A 21,347-nucleotide genomic window follows, 5' to 3' on the forward strand; every position below is an offset into this window, starting at 1 on the left:
ATGAAATTCCGCCAGATTTTTCAATTTGAATTCAGGTATCAGTTATGTCATTTTTCGACCTGGGTATACGTAGCAATTCCTCCTTTATTTGTTCTTCTGCTGACGAAAATCGCTGATCCTACTGAATATGATATAAACGTAAACGCTACGTTCTTTATCATTTCGGGAACCGTTTTCAGTGGATTAGTGTGGCTGCTGTCGGCTGGTGCTATTGCTGGAAATGCGGCTGCACGGGATTTTCAGACGGGGCTCCATCCTCTTATGTACGCGGCTCCGGTCAGCAAACTTGACTACCTGGGCGGAAGGTTCATGGCTGCTTTTATGCTCAACATCCTGATCCAGTTAACCATTCCCGTTTTTTACTTACTGGCTATGTATGTAGTTAAAATTCAACAAGGCTCGCTTGGTCCCTTTCAGCCGGAAGCTTATCTGACTACCTTCTTTTACCTGGCTTTACCGAATACCTTTGTCGTAACAGCCTGTCAATTTTCGATAGCCGTTCAGGAACGTAGAGCCATTGGCGCTTCCATAGGCAGCATCCTCATTTTCCCCATCGTTTCCCATATTATCGGACTATCAGCCGCTGAATCGTCCGGGAATAGAGACCTGTGGCGGTTAATCGATCTTTCCGGAATCAACCTTATACCTGACATGGAATCCTGGTCAGCTGCTGAACGAAATACCCGATTGATAGCGCTGGAGGGGATGTTTCTCTGGAATCGGCTGATATGGATCAGTGTTGCGCTGGTGTCGCTTGCGTACACTTATGCTCGATTCCGATTCAGTCATCCAGTCGAAAGCACATTTTGGAGTCGTCTTAAACGAAAACGCCGGACGAAGAGCCCTATCAATTCGGAATCCAGTATCTCAGAGAAATTTACAGTTTTTGTTCCGAAGGTTGATCGCGCATTTGGTTTTGCAACCTATAGCAGCCAGATACGGACCATCGCCTTATCTTCATTTCGCACGATCGCAAGAAGCAAATTTGGGCTCCCAGTCATAGCATTCTTCGCTCTGCACCGGATTTTATTCGCGCAAGGCTATCTTAAACAACTGGGTGTTCCTCAAATTCCCACAACGGCTAACGTGCTAAGCGTGTTGACGGCTCCGCTGAGAGATGTTGCCAGTACATTAATCATTATTCCAATGCTTACCGTCTTTTTTGCCGGGGAGTTGGTATGGCGGGAAAGAGAGGCCAGAGTAAACCGGATTTCTGATACGTTCCCGGTGTCGGAATGGGTGCTTTTTCTGGGCAAATTTCTGGGGCTTGGGCTGATCATTCTGGTATGGCTGTTTTTCCTACTGATGGCTGGCATATTCACTCAGTTATACGAAGGGTATACTCATTTCGAATTGGTAGTTTATCTGAAAGCTCTCTTCGGCTTCCAACTGGCAGATTACCTCCTTTTCGCCCTGCTTGCACTGGTCATCCACGTAGTGGTCAATCAAAAATACCTGGGCCACCTAGTTGTATTAATCGTTTATGTATCCATAGCCTTCTCTTCCCGGCTGGGCATCGAACATAACCTGCTTATCTACGGCGGTGATCCGGGCTGGTCTTACACGGATATGCGCGGTTTTGAGCCTAACGTAGCACCCTGGCTCTGGTTCAAGCTATACTGGACAGGCTGGGCTCTACTGTTGGCCGTAGTTGCAAGACTGCTCTGGGTACGTAGCATGTCGGAAGGGCTCAATATGCGAATTCAGTTAATACGCCCTCGTTTCACCCGCCCAACAATAATCACAACTACAGTTGCCGCAGGTGTTACGTTGCTAGCTGGTATTTATATTTTTTACAACACCAACGTACTAAACAATTACAATGCAGCAGCGGACGTAGCAGGCTACTATGCTCATTATGAGCAATCTTACAAAAAGTACGCAGATATCCCGCAACCTCGTCTGACTGCCATCCAGCTCTCCGTTGAACTATATCCGTCGCAGCAGAAAGCCGAGGTTCGCGGCATCTACAGTCTGGTTAATCGGGTGAACGTACCGATCGATTCTATCCATCTCACTACGAAATCAGGAGTAGAGACAGGAACAATAACTTTTGACCGACCAGCTACTCCTTCGTTGGAAGATAAGGCGCTAGGTTACCATATCTACAAATTGGCCAAACCGCTTCAACCGGGCGATTCACTACGTCTCCGTTTTGAGGTCCGTTACCAGGTAAAGGGCTTCCGTAACAAACGGGTTCATGACGCCGTACTTCCGAATGGTACGTATTTCGTCAATCATGACTGGATGCCGGCCATTGGCTATCAGGCCACTCTCGAACTCAGAAAAATGGTCGAACGGAAGAAATACGGCCTTAAACCACGTATCATTCCGTCTCCCTTCGACACAACATCCAGAGCAATTCTGGACGGCCAGGAACTAACTACCTTCGAAGCGGTAATGGGTACAGAAAAGGACCAGATTGCCGTTGCTCCGGGAGCGCTGCTCAGGAAATGGACAAAAAACGGACGCAATTATTTTCAGTATGCAACCAGTGCGCCTACCCGAAATACGTATTCCTTTTTTTCGGCCGTATATGCCCTTTCTGAAAGCAACTGGGTTGATTCATCAGCCAATCCGAAGCGACAAATAGCCGTTAAAATATACCACCACCCAGCCCATACAGAGAATATTGACCGCCTTAAACGTAGCATCAACGCTTCGCTACGTTATTATACTACGAAGTTCGGTCCATATCCTTACAGCCATCTTACCATCGTCGAACGATCTGGGGGTGGCGCATTGAATGCTGAACCAACCACCATTGATTACGGCGAAAACTTCACATTAGCGAATTTCAAAAATCATCCCGACGCGCTTGATATTGTTTATTTCGGGATGTCGCATGAGGTATCGCATCAGTGGTGGGGAGCGGCTCAACTCACACCTGCGCCTATCCGGGGAGGGATTTTATTGTCGGAGACGCTCGCCAACTATTCCGGACTCAACGTGCTGGAAGAGGCCTATGGTGACGATCAGTCACGAAAGCTACGCAGCCTTTGGCGCGACTCGTATGAAGTGCCCCGCGCTCGCACTACGGCCCCTTTACTCCTGGCAAACGACCGTTTCCTGGGCTACCGGAAAGGGCCGCTGGCCTTGTATGCGCTGACTAAATACATCGGCAGGGAGCGCGTGAATTCTGCACTCCGGCAATTACTCGCCAAACATGCTTCGGGTGGCCCTCCCCTACCCACTTCACTCAATCTTTATCAGGAACTCAAGGCCGTTACACCCGATTCTCTTCACTATTTGCTACGTGATTATTTTGAAAAGAATATCTATTGGCAGCTCAAAACAGAAGAGGCTACTGCTCAACAGCTTGATAAAGGGAAATGGCAGGTAAGGCTCAAACTGAATGCCCGGAAAGCGATTGTCGACGGTTCAGGTACGGAGATTGTACAGCCGATGAATGACTGGATTGAAATTGGTGTTTTTGCCCGGCACAACTTTTCCAAACCACTTTACCTGCAAAAGCAGCGCATTCGCGCCGGCAATCAGACGATTACAGTGAACGTAGCAGAAAAGCCCAGTCGAGCCGGCATCGATCCGAATTACCTGCTTTTCGACCTTGAACCTGACGATAACACCAGAGGCTTGAATTGAATGCGTAGAAAACAAAAAGCGACCTGACGTAGCACAGGTCGCTTTTTTTATGAAATTATTATTGCGTTGGAACGTAGCACTACTGCGACGAAACCAGTTCCAGATCAAACTGAAGGGGCGAGTAAGGTGGTATTACGTATACACCATTCTGTCCGGCACCCGTAGCACCATAGCCCTGCGATGACGGGAAAATGACGGTAGCTTTTTCACCAACCCGCAATCTCGATAGCCCTTCTTCAAAGCCTGGTACGTATTTCGTTTCGCCAAACTTTTTGCTGTCCGTGCCCGTTCCGCCCGAAAAGCCTGTAGTAGCACGAAGCAATTTACCAGCAAATTTAATCGTCATCGTTTGGCCACTTGCGGGCACAGGACCGGTTTGGTTAGTCACGGTTTTAATGATACGTACTCCATTGCTTGTTGTTTCAGTCACCGTCCACTTATTTATAGCAATGTAGTCATCAATCTGCTGGTCTTCCGTCCGGGAGCGACGTAACGTTATGTCGAACCGAACCGGGGAGTTTGCAGCTATATCACCATTCGCGGAGTTGCCAAACGCCAGCAGAGACGGCATAAGCAATATAGATTGTTCGCCCTCGTGCATGCGCAAAATACCTTCTTCCAGACCTGGTTTCAGGGCATTCGGGAAGAGCGGGAAATAAGCGGGGTTGACAGCATAAGCGGAATCGACTAATTTTTCTGTCACCACCGACGTATTACTCGTGCTCCGGGTCAGGGCGTAGAGCTTGTAGTTAAATTCAATTTCCTGCCCGTATGCAGGCGTTACAGATGATGAACCTGCTTTGGTAATAATGTAATACAGACCCGAAGCAGTCGACGTACCAGACAGCCCTTTACTGACCCTGTAATTTTCGATGTCAATCTTATTCGACTCGTATATAGCGGCTGTGTCGTCGGTAGCATCAACATTTGAGGGTTGGCACGCAGCCAAACCACCCAGCAGTAACACTCCGACAATGAAAAGAGGATGTTTATGCATGAAAATAAACTTAGTGAACAACAAAACTACTACGCACATAGACGCCCATTCGTGGCAAAGCGTTGGAACGGTTGTCCTATTTTTAGGGTAAAAGCACTTGGTCAATAACATGAATCACACCGTTGGCGGTAGCCAAATCAGCAGATTTGATTGTTGCGAATCCAGAATTTTTTGCCCCTTTAACAGCGACCTGATTAGAGGTGGCCGTTATGTTTACTTTACTACCACTCAGCAACGTATTGTAACTGTTGGTCTGAAACTGATTCGAAAATGTAACACCCGATAAAACGTGATACAGCAACGTATTGGTCAACGTATTCAGGTTGGCCGAGTTGATTGCTGCTACGTCCTTGTAACCGGCAGATTGAAAGGCGGCATCGTTTGGCGCGAACAACGTAATGGTATTTGTCGACGTAGTATTATTGAGAATACCCGCTATCGTCGTATTGCTACTACTGATACGTTTTAAAGCGGCCGTCAGCAATGTAAGGTTGGTATTTCCCTGAAGTGTAGACAACATAGTACCCGTCGATGGGTTCAGTACTTTATCAATAACATGTACCATACCATTGGCAACCGAAATATCGGCTTGTGTGATCTGAGCCTGATTAATATAGATGGCACCGCCACTGGTTTTATTCAGAAATGCTATGCCTTTGCTAGCAGTTTCGATGGAATTGACCCCCGACGGAATAGCCGACGTAGATACCGGAGCATACAAAACGTGGTAAAGTACGAGTGCTTTAACTTGTTCTTTCGGTAACGCCCGGATAGCCGCTTCGGTCGACAAGCCAGCCGCCTGAACAGCCGCGTCGTTTGGGGCAAAAATCGTCAGATTAGCGGCTTTGAGGGCATCACCCAGACCCGCGTGTGAGATAGCCGCCCGCAACAGACTGAACTGATTGTTTTCCTGAATATAGTCCGTAATTGTTTTGGGCGCAGCCACATCGTCAGCCTTTTTACAGCTTCCTCCGACCATCACCACCAACAGCAACCAGATAAATCGATTCAGAAACATCGGAAAAGAAGTAGTCATATCCAGTATCTTCCTAAAAAGGTGAGATTTATATATTAAGAAACGGAATGGGTTAGTCTGTCGTATCGCCGAACAAAGATACGCATTGTTATTTAGGTAGAACGGTTGCGAAGTGAACGAACGATTCGTTGAAAAAGTGGGCTGATTAACTGATTAAATTTGCGTATCTTCGCGGTCTTGTTAAATTACCTTAAAACTCCCCAATTGGGATGAAGGAACACATTGACCCGAGCAATCTGCCCCAGCACATAGCCGTTATCATGGATGGAAACGGACGCTGGGCCAAAAAGCAGGGAGCAGCCAGGGTATTTGGGCACCACAATGCCATTAAGGCGGTGCGGGAAGTAACAGAAGGCTGTGCTGAATTAGGCGTAAAATTCCTGACACTCTACGCCTTTTCTACCGAAAACTGGAATCGTCCAAAATTTGAAGTCGACGCCCTGATGACGCTGCTGGTACATACCATTCGCGGAGAAATCAAAACGTTGATGAACAATAATGTTAAGCTGGCAACCATTGGCCACACGACAAGTTTGCCTAACGATTGCCAGCGCGAGTTAGCTGAAGCCATTCGCGAAACGGCCGGGAACACGGGTTTAACGCTGGTACTGGCGCTTAGCTACAGCGGTCGCTGGGAGATCCTGGAAGCGGCTCGTCAGTTGGCGTTGGAAGTACAGGCAGGTCGGCTATCACCCGAACGTATCGATGAAAACGTATTTAAACAACACCTGACCACCCATAATATGCCCGATCCGGAACTGATGATTCGAACGAGCGGGGAGATGCGGATTAGCAACTTTATGCTCTGGCAACTGGCTTATTCCGAACTCTATATGCCCGACGTTCTGTGGCCAGATTTCCGGCGTGAGCATCTGTATCAGGCCATTATCAGCTATCAGAATCGGGAGCGTCGATTCGGAAAAACCAGTGAACAATTAGTGAAATAAGATTCGTTAAATCGCCCCGAATTGTAGCTCGAAAATAAACAGCAAACGCTACAACGGTTTGTGAGCAATCGGAGTCTTGACAATCAACAACATAACACGTACCTCAACTTGGAACACCGTATAAAAATCGTACTAAGTGCCTTATTGTTGCTCGGCAGTATAGTCCCTGCTCAGGTTCAGGCGCAAGTGCGGGTTGGCGTGGGTCGCCCCACCGAAACACAGGCAAGCAGTGATGACCTCCTGAATTATGCAAGCCCAAAAGAATATGAAATTACCGGCCTGACCGTGACGGGTACCCGTTATCTCGATCCCAATTCGCTGGTTTCGCTAGCGGGCCTGAAAGTAGGCGATAAAGTCCGCATTCCGGGCGAAGTAATGGGTTCGGCAGTACGCAAATTGATGGAATCTGGCCTGCTGGATAATGTCGAGATGTTTGCCACAAACGCAAGTGAAGGAAAAGTTGCGCTTATGTTCCGGGTTCAGGAACGGCCCCGTCTTTACCGGGTAAATTTCATGGGTGTTAAGAAAGGCGAGCAGGATCAGTTGAAAGACAAAGTGAAGCTGAATCTGGGCAAAATCGTGACGAATACGATCACTAAAAACACCCAAATGGCTGTTCGGAAATACTTTGTCGATAAGGGATATCTGAACACTAAAGTTAAAATCACGACAATTCCTGATAGTGCCCGCAACAACGCCACCATGCGCGTATTGGTCGATAAAGGGCAGAAAGTGAAGATTGCTAAAATCAATCTTGAAGGTATTGATGAAGTAGAAGAATCAGCGGTACGTATGAAAATGAAGGGCACTAAAGAGATGCGCTTCGGCCGCCTTTTTACTCCTTCTAAATTTATTCCTAAGAAATACGAAGAAGATAAACAGAAGCTCGTTGAGTATTATAATAAACTCGGTTATCGCGATGCGATCGTAGAACACGATACGGTGGTGAACAATGGTGGCAAAACTATCACCATTAATATGAAAGTAAACGAGGGACACAAGTATTATTACCGAAATGTTACGTTTGCGGGTAACTACCTCTATACTGCTGACCGATTGCGCGAAGTGCTGGGTGTGGCTAAGGGCGATGTATATAATCCTGAAGATCTGGACAAGAAGCTTAACGGTAACCCCGGTCAGGACTTAAGCTCGCTTTATATGGATGATGGCTATCTATACTATAACGCGCAGCCCATCGAGAAATCGATTGATGGCGACTCTATCGACCTAGAGGTACGTATTTCGGAAGGAAAGCAGGCAACCATCAACCGCGTGATTCTGAATGGCAATACAAAAACGAGCGACCACGTAGTGATGCGTACAATTCGCACATTACCAGGCCAGAAATTTTCCAAAACCAACCTAATACGTACCCAGCGGGAGCTAGCCACCATCGGTTATTTTGATCCTGAAAAAATCGGCATCAATCCTATTCCGCAGAACGATGGTACGGTTGATATTGAATACACTGTCGAAGAAAAACCGTCGGACCAGATTGAGCTGTCAGGTGGCTGGGGTGGCTACGTAGGTTTCGTTGGTACGTTGGGACTTACATTCAATAATTTCTCGGCCCGTAATATTCCGAATTTCAGCGCCTGGCGTCCGCTGCCAGCAGGCGACGGTCAGCGCGTGCAGCTACGTTTCCAGGCTAACGGGTCGCAGTATCAGGTGTATTCACTGTCGTTCACGGAGCCCTGGCTGGGAGGTCGTAAACCTAATGCCCTGTCGGTCAGTGCAAGCCATACAGTGTATCGAACCTTCTATGATCCGCTGAATCCGTACAGTATTTACCAGAGTTTGCAAGGTCGTACACCAACCGGTTCATACACAAATACATCGATTTCGATTGGCTTGGGTCGGCAATTAAAAGTACCTGACGATTATTTCTCGCTGAGCAATTCGCTTTCGTATCAACGGTACGACTTGAACAACCTCGACTTGTTTTATATCGGCTATAAGAACGGTATCTCAAACAACATTACGTTCAATACAACGCTGTCGCGTAATAGTATCGACAATCCGCAGTTTCCACGGAATGGGTCGTCGTTTACGTTAAGTGGCTCGTTTACACCACCTTACTCAGCTTTTAAAACAGTTACGGAATCGACTAAGCCTGAAGAAAAATACAAATTCGTTGAATATCATAAGTGGATGTTCGATGCAAGCTGGTTCCAGACTGTATTTGGCAAGTTGGTACTTAATACGCGGGCTCACCTGGGTTTCCTGGGTAGCTACAACAGCCGCACTGAGATCGGTCCTTTTGAGCGATTCGTTCTGGGTGGTTCGGGCTTAGCTGGCCAGGGTCAATTTGCACTGGCACAGGACATTATCGGCTTACGTGGCTATGATGATCGTAGCGTGTATACAGCCGATTACAACCGGGCGGTTGATGCACAGTCGCGGAGTCAGGGGGGAGTTGTTTACAACAAGTTTGTCGCCGAGCTACGTTACCCCGTATCGCTCAATCCATCGGCAACCATTTTCGTACTGACCTTCTTGGAAGCAGGTAACAACTGGGCTAGTTATAAGCAGTATAACCCATTTGATCTGAAGCGGTCCGTTGGCTTTGGTGCCCGTATTTTCATGCCTGCTTTTGGCTTGATCGGTATTGACTATGGTTATGGTTTCGATAAGATTCCGGGCGTGAAAGATCAGGCATCGGGTCAGTTCCACTTTACAATTGGTCAGCAGTTCAGATAAGATTTCAAGCCGGCAAACGTTTTCAGTCAGGAAATCTATATCTTTTCATATAATTAGGTTTCCTGACAATCAATCACTTCCCTTAAAAATTAAACGTTCAGCCATGAAAAGAGCCTTGTTTTTTGTACTTTTGTGTTCCGTTTGGCTCGTACCTACTGCTCAGGCTCAAAAGTTTGGCTACATTGATAGTGAGTACATTTTGAGTAAAATGCCAGAGTATCAGAAGGCATTAACGGAAATCGACAAGTTTGCCGACAAATGGTCGAAAGATATTCAGGACAAATACGTCGAGATTGAAAAGTTGCAGAAAGCGTATCAGGCCGAAGAAATTCTGCTAACCGAAGACATGAAGCGCGAACGGCAACGTATCATTAGTGATAAAGAGCGGGAAGCACGGGAGTATAACAACAAAGTATTTGGTTATCAGGGTTACTTGTTTGAGAAGAAAAAGGAGCTGATGAAAACTCCGCTCGATTTAATCAACAAGGCACTTGAGAAAATATGTGCACAACGAAAGCTGGATTTCATTTTCGATAAAGCCTCTGACTTTGTTATGCTCTATACGAACCCTAGACATGACTATTCAGATTACGTCATGGAAGAACTCGGCTTAGAGACTAAACCTACTGCTACTAACGGTAATCCAACAAACAAAACAACCACAAAACCAAAGTAACACAAACAACTAATTTGAAATGAAGAAAAACTTTGTCATAGCGTTTGCGGCAGCCCTGCTGATGGGTGGTTTAAACGCACAGGCACAAGCGCCCGCTGCAACACCAACTACGACTACGGCAGCAGGTCCCCTGAAGTTAGGTTATACGAACATTGACTACGTATTAGCCCAAACGCCTGAAGCAAAAGATATTCAGAATCAATTGACCATCCAGCGGACGCAGTCTGAAAATGAACTGAAGCGGATGCAAACCGAACTTCAGGGCAAATATGAGGCCTACGAAAAAGGTGCCGCTCAAATGTCAGACGTGATTCGGAAAGACCGTGAAACGGAACTACAAAGCCTGAACACACGGATTCAGGAATTTGGCCGGACAGCCGAGCAATCACTGCAGACGAAATATCAGCAGTTGGTGAATCCAGTAGTCCAGAAAATTCAGAAAGCGATTGATGGCGTTGCTAAAGAAAATGGCTATCAGTACGTTTTTAACCTGGATGCCGGCGCTAACACCATCCCTATTCTGTTGGTGGCTCCGGAAGAAAATAACATTACCGAACTGGTGTTGAAGAAACTAGGTATTGACCCTGCTAAAGCTGCTGCGGCTGCCGCTGCGGCTAAACCTGCTGCAACAGGTGGTAGCACAACAGCTCCTAAGACAACGGCTCCAACCGGTTCAACAGCAACACCACCTAAGAAAAACTAAGGTATTTTAGGTTAGTAAATATCACTAAGCCCCTTCCATTAGAAGGGGCTTTTTTTATTGTATTGTGTAGTTCTACTTAAAATTATTTAATATAATTTTCTGATAACCAAGCGTTTATAAAATATTTTACAAGATAATAAATCCAAACTTTACTACTCTAGCGTAAGTCTTCCCGTTGATCAACAAACAGTAAAGCATTCAATACACATTTCAACTACGTCAAAAAACAACGACAATGAAGACACTCAAATTCACTTTCGCCTTACTTACCTTATTAGCTGTTGGTCAGGTTTCATTTGCTCAGGAAAAAACGGTAACAGTAGGTGGCGCACCTATGTACCCGTCGAAAAATATTATTGAAAATGCTGTTAACTCAAAAGACCATACTACGTTGGTAGCCGCTGTAAAAGCAGCCGGTCTAGTTGAAACATTATCGGGTCCGGGTCCATTCACGGTGTTTGCCCCAACTAACAAAGCCTTCGATAAACTGCCGAAAGGTACCGTGGAAACGCTGGTGAAGCCAGAAAGCAAAGAAATGCTAACGGGTATTCTCACCTACCACGTAGTACCGGGCCGTATGAGTGCCGAAGATTTGATGAAAGCCATTAAAGACGGGAGCGGTAAAGCTACGCTAAAAACGGCATCGGGTGGTACGTTAACAGCCACGCAGAAAGGCAACAAAATTATGTTGACCGATGCTAAAGGTGGTATGTCGACCGTTACAATTGCCGACGTATTTCAATCAAACGGCGTGATTCACGTAATCGACACAGTGTTGATGCCGTAATTGGCTCAACTTAGTATAAACATAAAGGCCCGCCGAAGCTTCGGCGGGCCTTTATGTTTATACTAAATCCATTGAACCTACGCATCATAGTTCAATACTGGAGCAAGCCACTTTTCTACGTCCTCTACCGACATATCTTTCCGCTGGGCGTAATCGTTAACCTGATCTTTGTTGATTTTACCGACCGCAAAATATTTCGATTCGGGATGCGAGAAATAGAATCCGCTCACTGATGAAGCCGGATACATGGCAAAGCTTTCTGTGAGTTCGATGCCGATCTTATTCGCATCCAGCAAATTGAACAACGTCTCCTTTTCGGTGTGATCGGGACAAGCCGGGTAACCCGGCGCTGGTCGAATTCCCTGATACTCTTCCTTGATAAGTTGATCGTTAGTGAACGTTTCATTCGTTGCATATGGCCAGAATTCGGTACGTACGCGCTCGTGCATACGCTCCGCAAATGCTTCGGCCAAGCGGTCGGCAATGGCTTTCACCATGATGCTATTGTAATCATCATGGTCGCGCTCGTATTTTTCCAGCAGCGCTTCAATACCAATACCAGCTGTTACGGCAAAACCGCCAATGTAATCTTCGCGACCGCTTTCTAGTGGAGCGATAAAGTCTGACAGGCAGAAATTAGGTAATCCTGGTGCTTTCTGATTCTGTTGACGAAGAAAATGTAACACCGTTTTTGTATCGTAAACCAACTCGCCAACCGAATTAACCGAAGCCTGCGACTGCGCCCGGCTGATTTTGTATTCGATATGCCGGTGTGAGCCGTGCCGTTCGCAAGGAATATCACGAATCTGCTCATCATAATCGTGCAGTAATACGTCGTCATCGGCCGAATTAGCCGGAAAGAAACCAACTACGGCTTTGGCTTTTAACAACTTACCATTAATGATTTCCTGCAATAGTTGGTTAGCATCATCGAACAATTGACGAGCTTCTTTACCTACCGTTGCATCTTCAAAAATGGCAGGATACTTTCCGTGTAACTGCCAGGTCTGGAAAAAGGGTGTCCAGTCGATATATTTGGCCAGTTCGGCAATATCATAATCCTCAAAATAACGATTACCGAGGAAAGTTGGCTTCGTTGGTTCGAAATCTTTCCAGTTAATAGATGTGCGGTTTTCGCGTGCTTTGTCAATGGTCAGCGTAGCTTTGTCCTGCCGGCGCCGGGCGTGATCATCCCGAAGTTTGCTGTACTCTGCTTTGATTTCCGTGAAAATAGTCTCACGAGTAGCCATTTGCTCACTGGTCAATCGACCAGCCACCGGAACACTCCGGCTCGCATCTAGTACGTGAATCACTGGACCAGCATAATGCGGATCGATCTTGACGGCAGTGTGCATCCGCGACGTAGTGGCTCCCCCGATCAGCAGTGGTAACGTAAAGCCTTGACGCTGCATCTCTTTGGCCACACCAACCATTTCGTCCAGCGAAGGGGTAATCAAACCGCTCAGGCCAATAATATCGACATTATGTTCACGGGCAGCATCCAAGATTTTCTGTGTCGGCACCATTACGCCAAGATCAATGATCTCGTAATTATTGCAGCCCAGCACAACACCCACGATGTTTTTCCCAATGTCGTGTACGTCACCTTTAACCGTAGCCAGCAAAATTTTTCCTGCGGATGATGACCCTTCGCCTGATTTCTCCGCTTCGATGAATGGGGTCAGATAAGCAACTGCTTTTTTCATCACCCGCGCCGATTTTACAACCTGTGGCAAAAACATTTTACCGGCACCAAACAGATCACCCACTACGTTCATGCCGTCCATCAAGGGGCCTTCAATGACGTGCAGGGGCCGCGCTACCTGCTGACGAATCTCTTCTACGTCCTGATCAATGTAATCAGTAATACCTTTCACTAAGGCATGCTTTAGCCGTTCGTGAACAGGCTCGTTTCGCCAGCTTTCGTCCTGCACAATCGCTTTGCCTTTCGCCTTCACCGTTTCGGCAAAATCAACCAATCGTTCGGTAGCATCGGGACGACGGTTTAGTAATACGTCCTCGCAACGCTCCAGCAGATCTTTTGGAATATTATCGTATACTTCTAATTGCCCGGCGTTGACGATACCCATGTCCATACCGGCGCGAATGGCGTGGTATAAAAAAGCGGAGTGCATGGCCTCGCGTACTACGTCGTTTCCGCGGAAACTGAACGAAATGTTCGATACCCCCCCGCTCACCTTGGCTAACGGAAGGTTTTCTTTGATCCAGCGCGTAGCGTTGATGAAGTCGACGGCGTAATTGTTATGCTCTTCGATACCGGTCGCAACGGTCAGAATATTGGGATCGAAAATGATGTCCTGTGGTGCAAAATCAACTTTGTCGACCAGAATGCGATAAGCCCGTTCGCAGATTTCGATACGTCGTTCATACGAGTCAGCCTGGCCGGTTTCGTCAAACGCCATTACGACGCTTGCGGCCCCATATCGTTTGATCAATTTGGCGCGCTCGATGAATGCTTCCTCCCCTTCTTTCAGCGAAATAGAGTTAACAATAGCTTTCCCTTGAACGCATTTCAGACCAGCTTCAATCACCTCCCATTTCGACGAATCGACCATAATGGGCACACGGGCAATGTCAGGTTCAGACGCAATCAGGTTCAGGAACGTAGTCATAGCTTCGACTGAATCGAGCATGCCTTCGTCCATGTTTATGTCGATTACCTGCGCTCCGCCTTCTACCTGCCCACGCGCAATGCTCAAGGCTTCGTCGTAATTACCTTCTTTTATAAGTCGGGCAAATTTCTTTGAGCCCGTTACGTTGGTACGTTCGCCAATGTTCAAAAAATTAGTTTGCTCCGTCACTTTCAGCGGTTCAAGTCCGCTGAGTTTCTGATAAGGCTCAGGTTCGGGCAACTGCCGTGGCGGGTATTTTTCCGCTACGTTGGCAATGGCCTGGATATGATCAGGTGTAGAACCACAGCAGCCACCTACAATATTAACGAAGTTACTTTTTATGAAATCTTCGATCTGTAACGCCATCATTTCCGGCGTTTGATCGTATTCACCAAATTCGTTCGGCAAGCCCGCGTTTGGATATGCTGATGTAAAAAACGGCGATTCTTTGGCTAACGTCTGTACATACGGGCGCATCAGTTCGGCACCAAGCGCACAGTTCAGGCCAACGCTTAACAGCGGCAAGTGCGATACTGAATACAGAAACGCTTCTGTAGTCTGCCCCGAAAGCGTCCGTCCACTGGCGTCCGTAATAGTACCCGAGATCATAACGGGTAAGGGCGGACGCTGGGGATTGTGGTTGAAATACTTATCGATAGCAAACATGGCCGCTTTCGCGTTGAGCGTATCGAAAATGGTTTCAACCAGAAGCAGATCCGACCCTCCTTCCACTAATCCGCTAACCTGCTCATAATAGGCATCTACCAATTCATCGAACGTAACAGCGCGATAGGCTGGATTATTCACATCGGGCGAGAGCGAAGCCGTGCGGTTGGTCGGTCCCATCGCTCCAGCTACAAACCGTGGCTTATCCGGATTCTGACGCGTTACGTCAACCGCAACTTCTTTGGCAATTCGCGCTGACTCGAAATTTAGTTCGTAGGCCAGTTCTTCCATGTGATAATCGGCCATGGCGATGGTCGTACCACTGAACGTATTGGTTTCAATAATATCCGAACCAGCGTCCAGATATTGTTTGTGGATGGCCTGAATAATGTCAGGTTTTGTCAGGGAAAGCAGATCATTGTTACCCTTCAGGTCATGCGGCCAGTCACGGAAACGCTCTCCCCGATAATCAGCTTCCGTCAGATTATACCGTTGAATCATGGTACCCATTGCGCCATCGAGGACGAGGATACGTTCGTGTAGAAGTTCGTGTATTGTTTTCAATGGCAGTTATCTAGCGCGATTGTTAGACGACTAACAACCAACATCCTTAAAAAAGTCCAAACAAACGGAAGCTTAGCAGCGAAAGGCAGATAGAAACAAGCCTACTTATCTGCCCCGGCCAGTTAAGCCGGGAGGAAATTGGCACCAATTTTCAATGAGAAGCTACGTAGTAACGGGTTAGGTAATTGGTAATTAGCTGCTTGCTACGTTCTCGTTTGAAAGGGTTGCCAAGACATCATCGGGTCCGTTCCCTCCGTCTTTCGGGATAAGCTTTCACAAAAATACATAAAAATAGGGCACGCTGACAAGTAGCGTGCCCTACAATAATACAAATCAGGGGAGCTTACCAGCTCTGTTCCAGATCTTCCTTGGTATACAGGTGGTTTCGTTCATTATAAAACGAAGCATCCTGCGTCCGTTTAATGGCTAGCGGATTTTTGCTTGACATACGATACAGAAGCGCTATTGGAAACAAAAACACGAAAAACATGACCGATAGGATAATTTTTCCGTTGATATTTCCCAGAATCTCGGCTAGCTTAAACCAGGCTTTTACAATCAGGTCGCCTACTACTGGAACCGCCAAACTCAACACGCCGACAGCGCCAGCCGCGTAAAGCCACCAGGGCGACTTAAATATGAAATACAGTACAACTAAGCCCGTTACGATTACTAACTGGGCTTTTACTTTTTCAGTAACATCCATGCTCTAGAACAACGTATAAATGAAAGGCGCAACAGCCGAACCGCCACCAATAACAATCAGAACGCCAATGAGTAACAATAAGATAATCATTGGGGCCAACCACCATTTCTTGCGTTGTTGGAGAAATTTGAAAATGTCTTGTAAAAATTCCATGGTTAAATAAAGTTTATTATTTGCTACTTGTTGTTTGGGTAAGACCCTTGCTTGTTTGCATCAGTTGGAAAAGTGCGTCGCCTACTCGCTGATTGACAACGGCGCTGGCATGACCATCATTGCGGCCCACTACGCGATCGTTTGGTTCAATGTCGCCAATGAGTTTACCAACTTCCAGGACCGGCACATTATTCTGCTGGAAAAACTGAACAACTGGCTTAACATACTCAGTTGTCTTCTCTAAATTATGCGAAAATGGAAATAAAACCACATAAAGTTGAGCATTATGTAGTTTTGCATACGTTATAAATTGGTTAAGATCGCTCAAATGGTCATTGATGATAGCAGGTGTACCGTACGCTTTCCGGGCGTACACATCGAACGGCGAAAAATTACCATGCGGGAATTGCCAGTATAGGTAATTCAACAGATACGATTTGATAAACAACGACTGAAAAGCCCGTGGTATATCTGAAAAGGGACGGAAAGCGTCTGGAACCAAACCATGATCACGTGCAACTTTCTCGATATCGTTCGGGAAGTATTGCAGAACAAGTACGTCGGGTTTCACGCCAAATTTGGTTAGACGAGCAAATTCGTCGCGGGTGTCGGAGCCCGAAATACCCAGATTATACGTAACGTACTGCTGCGTGCCTAACTTCTGAGCCACTACGTTACTGTAACGTTCTTCAGCGCGTTTCAGGCCATGCCCTGCCGTGAACGAATCACCCACAATCAAGACTTTCTTTTTCCCAACCGTATCCGTTTTTACGTCGTCGCGATAGTCACCGACCATGGGTGGCCAGTAACGTTCAAACCAGATTTTCGAGGCTAACGTAATGCCCCCTTCCTGACTCTGCGAAACAAACATGAAGCCTATTTCGATGAAAACCAGCAGGACAATCAGCGGCACGAGCAGGGTCACTACGTTACCGATCAGCTTCGGTGGTTTAGGATTTTTGACAATGCCGTAATAGTAGATACGTAGCATCTCTACCACCAGCAGCAAGAGCATAGCGGCTTTTGCTAGCCGGACGTAAACATTGTCGAATAGACCCTTGTGCGGATAGTCGAAACTAACCCCAAAATGATCGCCGTAGAACAGAATGAAGGCCAGAAACCCAAGTAATACTAAGCGAACTATACTAGAAACGAGTTTTGAACCCATTAAAATTGATTCGTCAGCGCCGTGACGGTTAGTCTAATACAAATTCTTCTTTCCAGTTGTCGGTATCCTGCCACGCTGGCTGTTTGCGTTTGTCGAATATGTAGTTACCCACAACCAGGTAATCCATTTCGGTACGCATGAAGCAGCGATACGCGTCGTCGGGCGTCGACACAATCGGTTCGCCCCGCACGTTGAAACTGGTATTTACAATAACGCCATAACCCGTTAGGTCTTTAAACGCACTGATCAGGTCATAATAACGTGGGTTGGTATCTTTATGAACCGTCTGAATACGAGCCGAATAATCGATGTGCGTGATTGACGGCAGATCAGAACGCTGATAATACAACTTTTCACGTAGTGGGAAGCTGGCATAATCAGCCGGGACGGGTGTCCGTCGGCTTTGGGCTACCGGATGCACCAACAGCATATACGGCGAGATGCCATTATAATCGAAATATTCTGCGCAGTCTTCGGCCAGCACCGATGGTGCGAACGGTCGGAACGACTCCCGATATTTGATTTTCAGGTTCAGCTTTTTCTGCATTTCGGCGTTACGTGGATCGCCCAGAATGCTACGTCCGCCCAGCGCGCGTGGACCAAACTCCATACGTCCCTGCACCCAGCCCACTACGTTACCTTCAGCCAATAAGCGCGCTGCTTCTTTGGCTAGTTCACCGAAATTATCGTAATGTGTCGAAACGGCTTTGTATTTAACGGCCATCAGTTCAACGTCCAGATCGGAGAAAGTCGGCCCCAGATACGAACCCCGCATGGCATCACGCTCTTTCGTTACTTCGCGCTCTTTGCCAAAATAAATGTGGTAAGCCGCTAAAGCAGCACCCAGGGCCCCACCCGCATCACCGGCGGCAGGCTGAATGAAAATATCTTTAAACAAGCCAGCAGCCTGAAGTTTTCCGTTCGATACACAGTTCAGCGCTACCCCACCCGCCAGCACGAGATTATCGGCGTTGGTCAGGCGTTTGGCTTCGCTGGCCATGTTCAGCACTACTTCTTCGGTCAGGTATTGAATGGCCAGACCCAGATTGCAATGATGCGCTTGCAGTTCGTCTTCCGGCTGGCGTTTCGGAAAACCAAACAATTCGGCCCATTTGGCTTCATCCACCATTTTCAGGCCAGTTGCATAATCAAAATATTCCTGATTCAGCCACACAGAACCATCGGGGCGAAGGTCGGCCAGTTTTTCCTTAATCAAATCCATGTACCGCTTCACGTCGGGCGATGTTGGGTCACCATAAGGTGCCAGTCCCATCAGTTTATATTCGCCCGAATTAACCCGGAAACCGAGGAAATAGGTAAAGGCAGAATACAACAGTCCCAACGAGTGCGGAAACCGCAGTTCTTTCAAAATGGAAATATTTTTGCCTTCGCCCAGGCAGATCGACGCGGTTGCCCACTCGCCTACTCCATCAATAGTCAGAATGGCAGCCCGCTCGAAAGGCGAGGGATAGAACGCGCTGGCCCCGTGTGAAAGGTGGTGCTCAGGAAACAGCAATTTAACTTTGCTCGACTTGTTGTAGCCTATTTTTTCCAGTTCCTCCCGAATGAGTCGCTTCAGAAATAGTTTTTCTTTGAGCCAGACAGGGATTGACATTAGAAACGACCGAAGCCCCTGTGGCGCAAAGGCATAATACGTTTCTAGCAAACGTTCAAACTTAAGCAGTGGCTTGTCGTAAAAAACAATCGCATCTATTTTATTAATATCAGCGCCACTGTACTGAAGACAATATTTAACGGCTTGTGTGGGAAAACCGGGATCGTGTTTCTTGCGGGTAAATCGCTCTTCCTGAGCAGCAGCGATGATTTTTCCATCTTCGATCAGCGCAGCCGCTGAGTCGTGATAAAAAGCAGAAATGCCTAATATGGTCATTGAACGGAAAGGTACGTATTAAACGGGCACAAAAATAATGGTTTTTCTGGCAAACAGATGATTATAGTTCGGTTGCCTTATTTTTCGGTAGGATGATAATCTTTAGGTAATAGATGCTGGCGCTTTAAAAAGCCTATATTTGACCTGTTTTAATGAGTAAGAGAGTGAATGAGCGAATGAGTAATTATGGCTCCGACACTCTTTCGCTCATTCACTCTTTCGCTCTTTATTTATGAAATTGGCAGCTATTGATATAGGTTCCAACGCAGCCCGGTTGCAAATCTCAACGGTCTTACACAACGACGATTCAGTTAGTTTCAAACGCGTTGAGTATGTGCGGTTTCCACTTCGCTTAGGCCACGATGTATTTAATTTCGGCGCGCTTACTTCTGCAAGCGAAGAACGTACTCGAAAACTCATGCAGGCCTACAAACTTTTGATGGAATTGCATGAGGTTGAAGGCTATATGGCCTGTGCTACGTCGGCAATGCGCGAATCCGACAACGGGCAGGACGTAGCGAAACGTATTGAAGCCTCCACGGGCATCAAAATTCATATCATCGACGGACGTAAAGAAGCCGAACTGATTAACAACGTAGTAGTTCAGGCACTGGACGACCGGCAGTATCTGCACATCGACGTAGGGGGCGGCAGTACCGAATTAAATTTTTACCAGAATCGGGAGAAAATCAATTCAAAGTCCTTCAAGATTGGCTCAGTGCGTCTGCTCGAAGGCAAAGAAAGCAAAGGTGCCTGGCGCAAAATTGAAGATTGGGTCGAAGATAACGTCGATACGTCGCAGGAGATTATTGCGGTTGGTACGGGCGGAAACATCAGCAAGCTCTTTAACCTGGCGTCTAAAATTTCCGAATTAGAAACGACTCGGGACGAAATCGAACGGATTCGGAATTACATATCAGGATTCAGCCAGGAAGATCGTATTAACAAATTACGCCTGAACGCCGACCGCGCCGACGTGATCGTACCAGCTGCCGATATTTATATTTCGGTGATGAAGTGGGCGGGCGCCAATCGAATTATTGTTCCGGACTTAGGTTTAAAGGATGGTATTATTCAACTGGTTTACAACCAGTTGTGCAAACGAAAGCATATTTAGTAACGTATCATAAATCAAAAGCCCGCTATGACAATCATCTTAGCGGGCTTTTGATTTATGATACGTAGCACTTCACATCATTCTGCTTTCAGGACGGTTATTGGTAAACATTTTGAAGGTGGGCAGTCGCATTGTCTATTTAATACAGTTGCGTATTTATCGACGTAGCAACCCTGCGAATTATAGATACGTACTGAATAAATCGTCGGCGTTCCCGTCCGGCTTATACCACTCACAATCACCCCATCGTTCGGAATTGGCTGTCCCGTACCAGTAAACGTACCATTATTGGATACCTCATACGTATCAGTTGGAGCGTAACCGCTAATGGATACCTGGCCATCGGCCTGCGAAACGCTGCCAAAACAGGTAGCTTCTTTAACCACTACGTTAGCCGTTGGATTTGGCTTTACAAACACCGTAATCAGGGCAAAAGGCGCGCAAGTCGAATCGGGCTCGGGTTTCAGACAGGCGTATACGTAGTACACACGGTCTGTGGTACCCGTATGCGGAGGGAAGCTAATAGCGTACTGCGTGGCTTTCCCATTCACCGTGTTTATTTCGCCCAGATGCACGCCATTTCTGCCCTTATAAGGATTGGCATACAACGTATCGAAACGAACAAACTCAATTTGATTGGGTAGTACCGCCGTCGTGTTGACCTGCAAACTATCGACCAGATTTCCCGTGCAAATCGTCAGGGAGATCATGGATGTATTGGTGATGGTAGGGCAATTCGCAGTTTGAGCACGTAGCGAGGTTAAACCGCCCAAGCCATATAAAGTCAGAAAAAGAACTATACCGAAGTACTTATTCCGATGTATTTTTTCGAAAGAGAGTCGAACAATGTTCTGGCACAGACTTTGCCCAGGGTAGAGTACCGTAGTAGTACGTTCCATACAATTCGTTGAATAGGGTATAGTTGGGTTGATTATTCATGAATTTATGGGCTATGATTTTGACTGGGGCGACAATATACTCAATTAATCAGGCACGGCAT

General features: G+C 46.9%; 15 protein-coding genes and 1 riboswitch. Of the genes, 7 read left to right on the top strand and 8 right to left on the bottom strand.

The features are described 5' to 3' along the window. The gene (locus tag ACYVF1_RS25745; protein ID WP_461084375.1) at positions 1–3,603 is read left to right on the top strand and encodes an ABC transporter permease/M1 family aminopeptidase; all 3,603 of its coding nucleotides are present in this window, start codon (positions 1–3) and stop codon (positions 3,601–3,603) included. Positions 3,604–3,682: 79 nt separating this feature from the next. On the opposite strand, the gene ACYVF1_RS25750 is transcribed toward ACYVF1_RS25745, so the two are convergent. Further along, positions 3,683–4,600 carry an FKBP-type peptidyl-prolyl cis-trans isomerase gene (locus tag ACYVF1_RS25750; protein ID WP_461084377.1) on the bottom strand — a complete coding sequence of 306 codons (918 nt, stop codon included), beginning with the start codon at positions 4,598–4,600 and terminating at the stop codon, positions 3,683–3,685. A gap of 82 nt (positions 4,601–4,682) precedes the next feature. Further along, positions 4,683–5,636 (bottom strand): fasciclin domain-containing protein, encoded by a 954-nt coding sequence (locus tag ACYVF1_RS25755; RefSeq protein WP_461084379.1) that lies wholly within the window; start codon positions 5,634–5,636, stop codon positions 4,683–4,685. A 209-nt stretch (positions 5,637–5,845) separates the two neighbouring features. On the opposite strand from ACYVF1_RS25755, the gene ACYVF1_RS25760 reads away from it, so the two are divergent. From ACYVF1_RS25760 to ACYVF1_RS25780, 5 genes are all read left to right on the top strand, one after another. After that, on the top strand, positions 5,846–6,583 hold the full coding sequence (locus ACYVF1_RS25760; protein ID WP_461084381.1) for an isoprenyl transferase: 738 nt from the start codon (positions 5,846–5,848) through the stop codon (positions 6,581–6,583). A 108-nt stretch (positions 6,584–6,691) separates the two neighbouring features. Continuing rightward, positions 6,692–9,283 (top strand): outer membrane protein assembly factor BamA, encoded by a 2,592-nt coding sequence (gene bamA / locus ACYVF1_RS25765; RefSeq protein WP_461084383.1) that lies wholly within the window; start codon positions 6,692–6,694, stop codon positions 9,281–9,283. Between the two features lie 103 nt (positions 9,284–9,386). Then, positions 9,387–9,959 (top strand): OmpH/Skp family outer membrane protein, encoded by a 573-nt coding sequence (locus ACYVF1_RS25770; RefSeq protein WP_461084385.1) that lies wholly within the window; start codon positions 9,387–9,389, stop codon positions 9,957–9,959. 19 nt (positions 9,960–9,978) lie between these two features. After that, positions 9,979–10,662: an OmpH/Skp family outer membrane protein gene (locus ACYVF1_RS25775; protein WP_461084387.1), complete on the top strand. Its 684-nt coding sequence runs from the start codon at positions 9,979–9,981 to the stop codon at positions 10,660–10,662. A 235-nt stretch (positions 10,663–10,897) separates the two neighbouring features. Next, complete coding sequence (locus tag ACYVF1_RS25780) at positions 10,898–11,449, top strand: fasciclin domain-containing protein (protein ID WP_461084389.1); 552 nt, start codon at positions 10,898–10,900, stop codon at positions 11,447–11,449. A gap of 77 nt (positions 11,450–11,526) precedes the next feature. Here ACYVF1_RS25780 and metH read toward each other — a convergent pair whose 3' ends face one another. From metH to ACYVF1_RS25805, 5 genes are all read right to left on the bottom strand, one after another. After that, the gene (gene metH, locus ACYVF1_RS25785) at positions 11,527–15,312 is read right to left on the bottom strand and encodes a methionine synthase (RefSeq protein ID WP_461084391.1); all 3,786 of its coding nucleotides are present in this window, start codon (positions 15,310–15,312) and stop codon (positions 11,527–11,529) included. Positions 15,313–15,414: 102 nt separating this feature from the next. Further along, positions 15,415–15,584: riboswitch (SAM riboswitch) on the bottom strand. A gap of 71 nt (positions 15,585–15,655) precedes the next feature. Beyond that, a complete protein-coding gene (locus tag ACYVF1_RS25790) occupies positions 15,656–16,018 on the bottom strand; it encodes an SxtJ family membrane protein (protein WP_461084393.1) in 363 nt (120 codons plus the stop codon). Between the two features lie 3 nt (positions 16,019–16,021). Further along, positions 16,022–16,171 (bottom strand): DUF5989 family protein, encoded by a 150-nt coding sequence (locus tag ACYVF1_RS25795; protein ID WP_190886645.1) that lies wholly within the window; start codon positions 16,169–16,171, stop codon positions 16,022–16,024. Positions 16,172–16,187: 16 nt separating this feature from the next. Next, on the bottom strand, positions 16,188–17,339 hold the full coding sequence (locus ACYVF1_RS25800) for an SGNH/GDSL hydrolase family protein (RefSeq protein ID WP_461084395.1): 1,152 nt from the start codon (positions 17,337–17,339) through the stop codon (positions 16,188–16,190). 28 nt (positions 17,340–17,367) lie between these two features. Beyond that, a complete protein-coding gene (locus tag ACYVF1_RS25805) occupies positions 17,368–19,230 on the bottom strand; it encodes a carbamoyltransferase family protein (RefSeq protein WP_461084397.1) in 1,863 nt (620 codons plus the stop codon). A gap of 232 nt (positions 19,231–19,462) precedes the next feature. On the opposite strand from ACYVF1_RS25805, the gene ACYVF1_RS25810 reads away from it, so the two are divergent. After that, positions 19,463–20,347 (top strand): Ppx/GppA phosphatase family protein, encoded by an 885-nt coding sequence (locus ACYVF1_RS25810; RefSeq protein WP_461084399.1) that lies wholly within the window; start codon positions 19,463–19,465, stop codon positions 20,345–20,347. Positions 20,348–20,424: 77 nt separating this feature from the next. On the opposite strand, the gene ACYVF1_RS25815 is transcribed toward ACYVF1_RS25810, so the two are convergent. After that, the gene (locus ACYVF1_RS25815; RefSeq protein WP_461084401.1) at positions 20,425–21,246 is read right to left on the bottom strand and encodes a hypothetical protein; all 822 of its coding nucleotides are present in this window, start codon (positions 21,244–21,246) and stop codon (positions 20,425–20,427) included. Positions 21,247–21,347 lie beyond the last annotated feature (101 nt).

The organism is Spirosoma flavus (assembly GCF_054778555.1).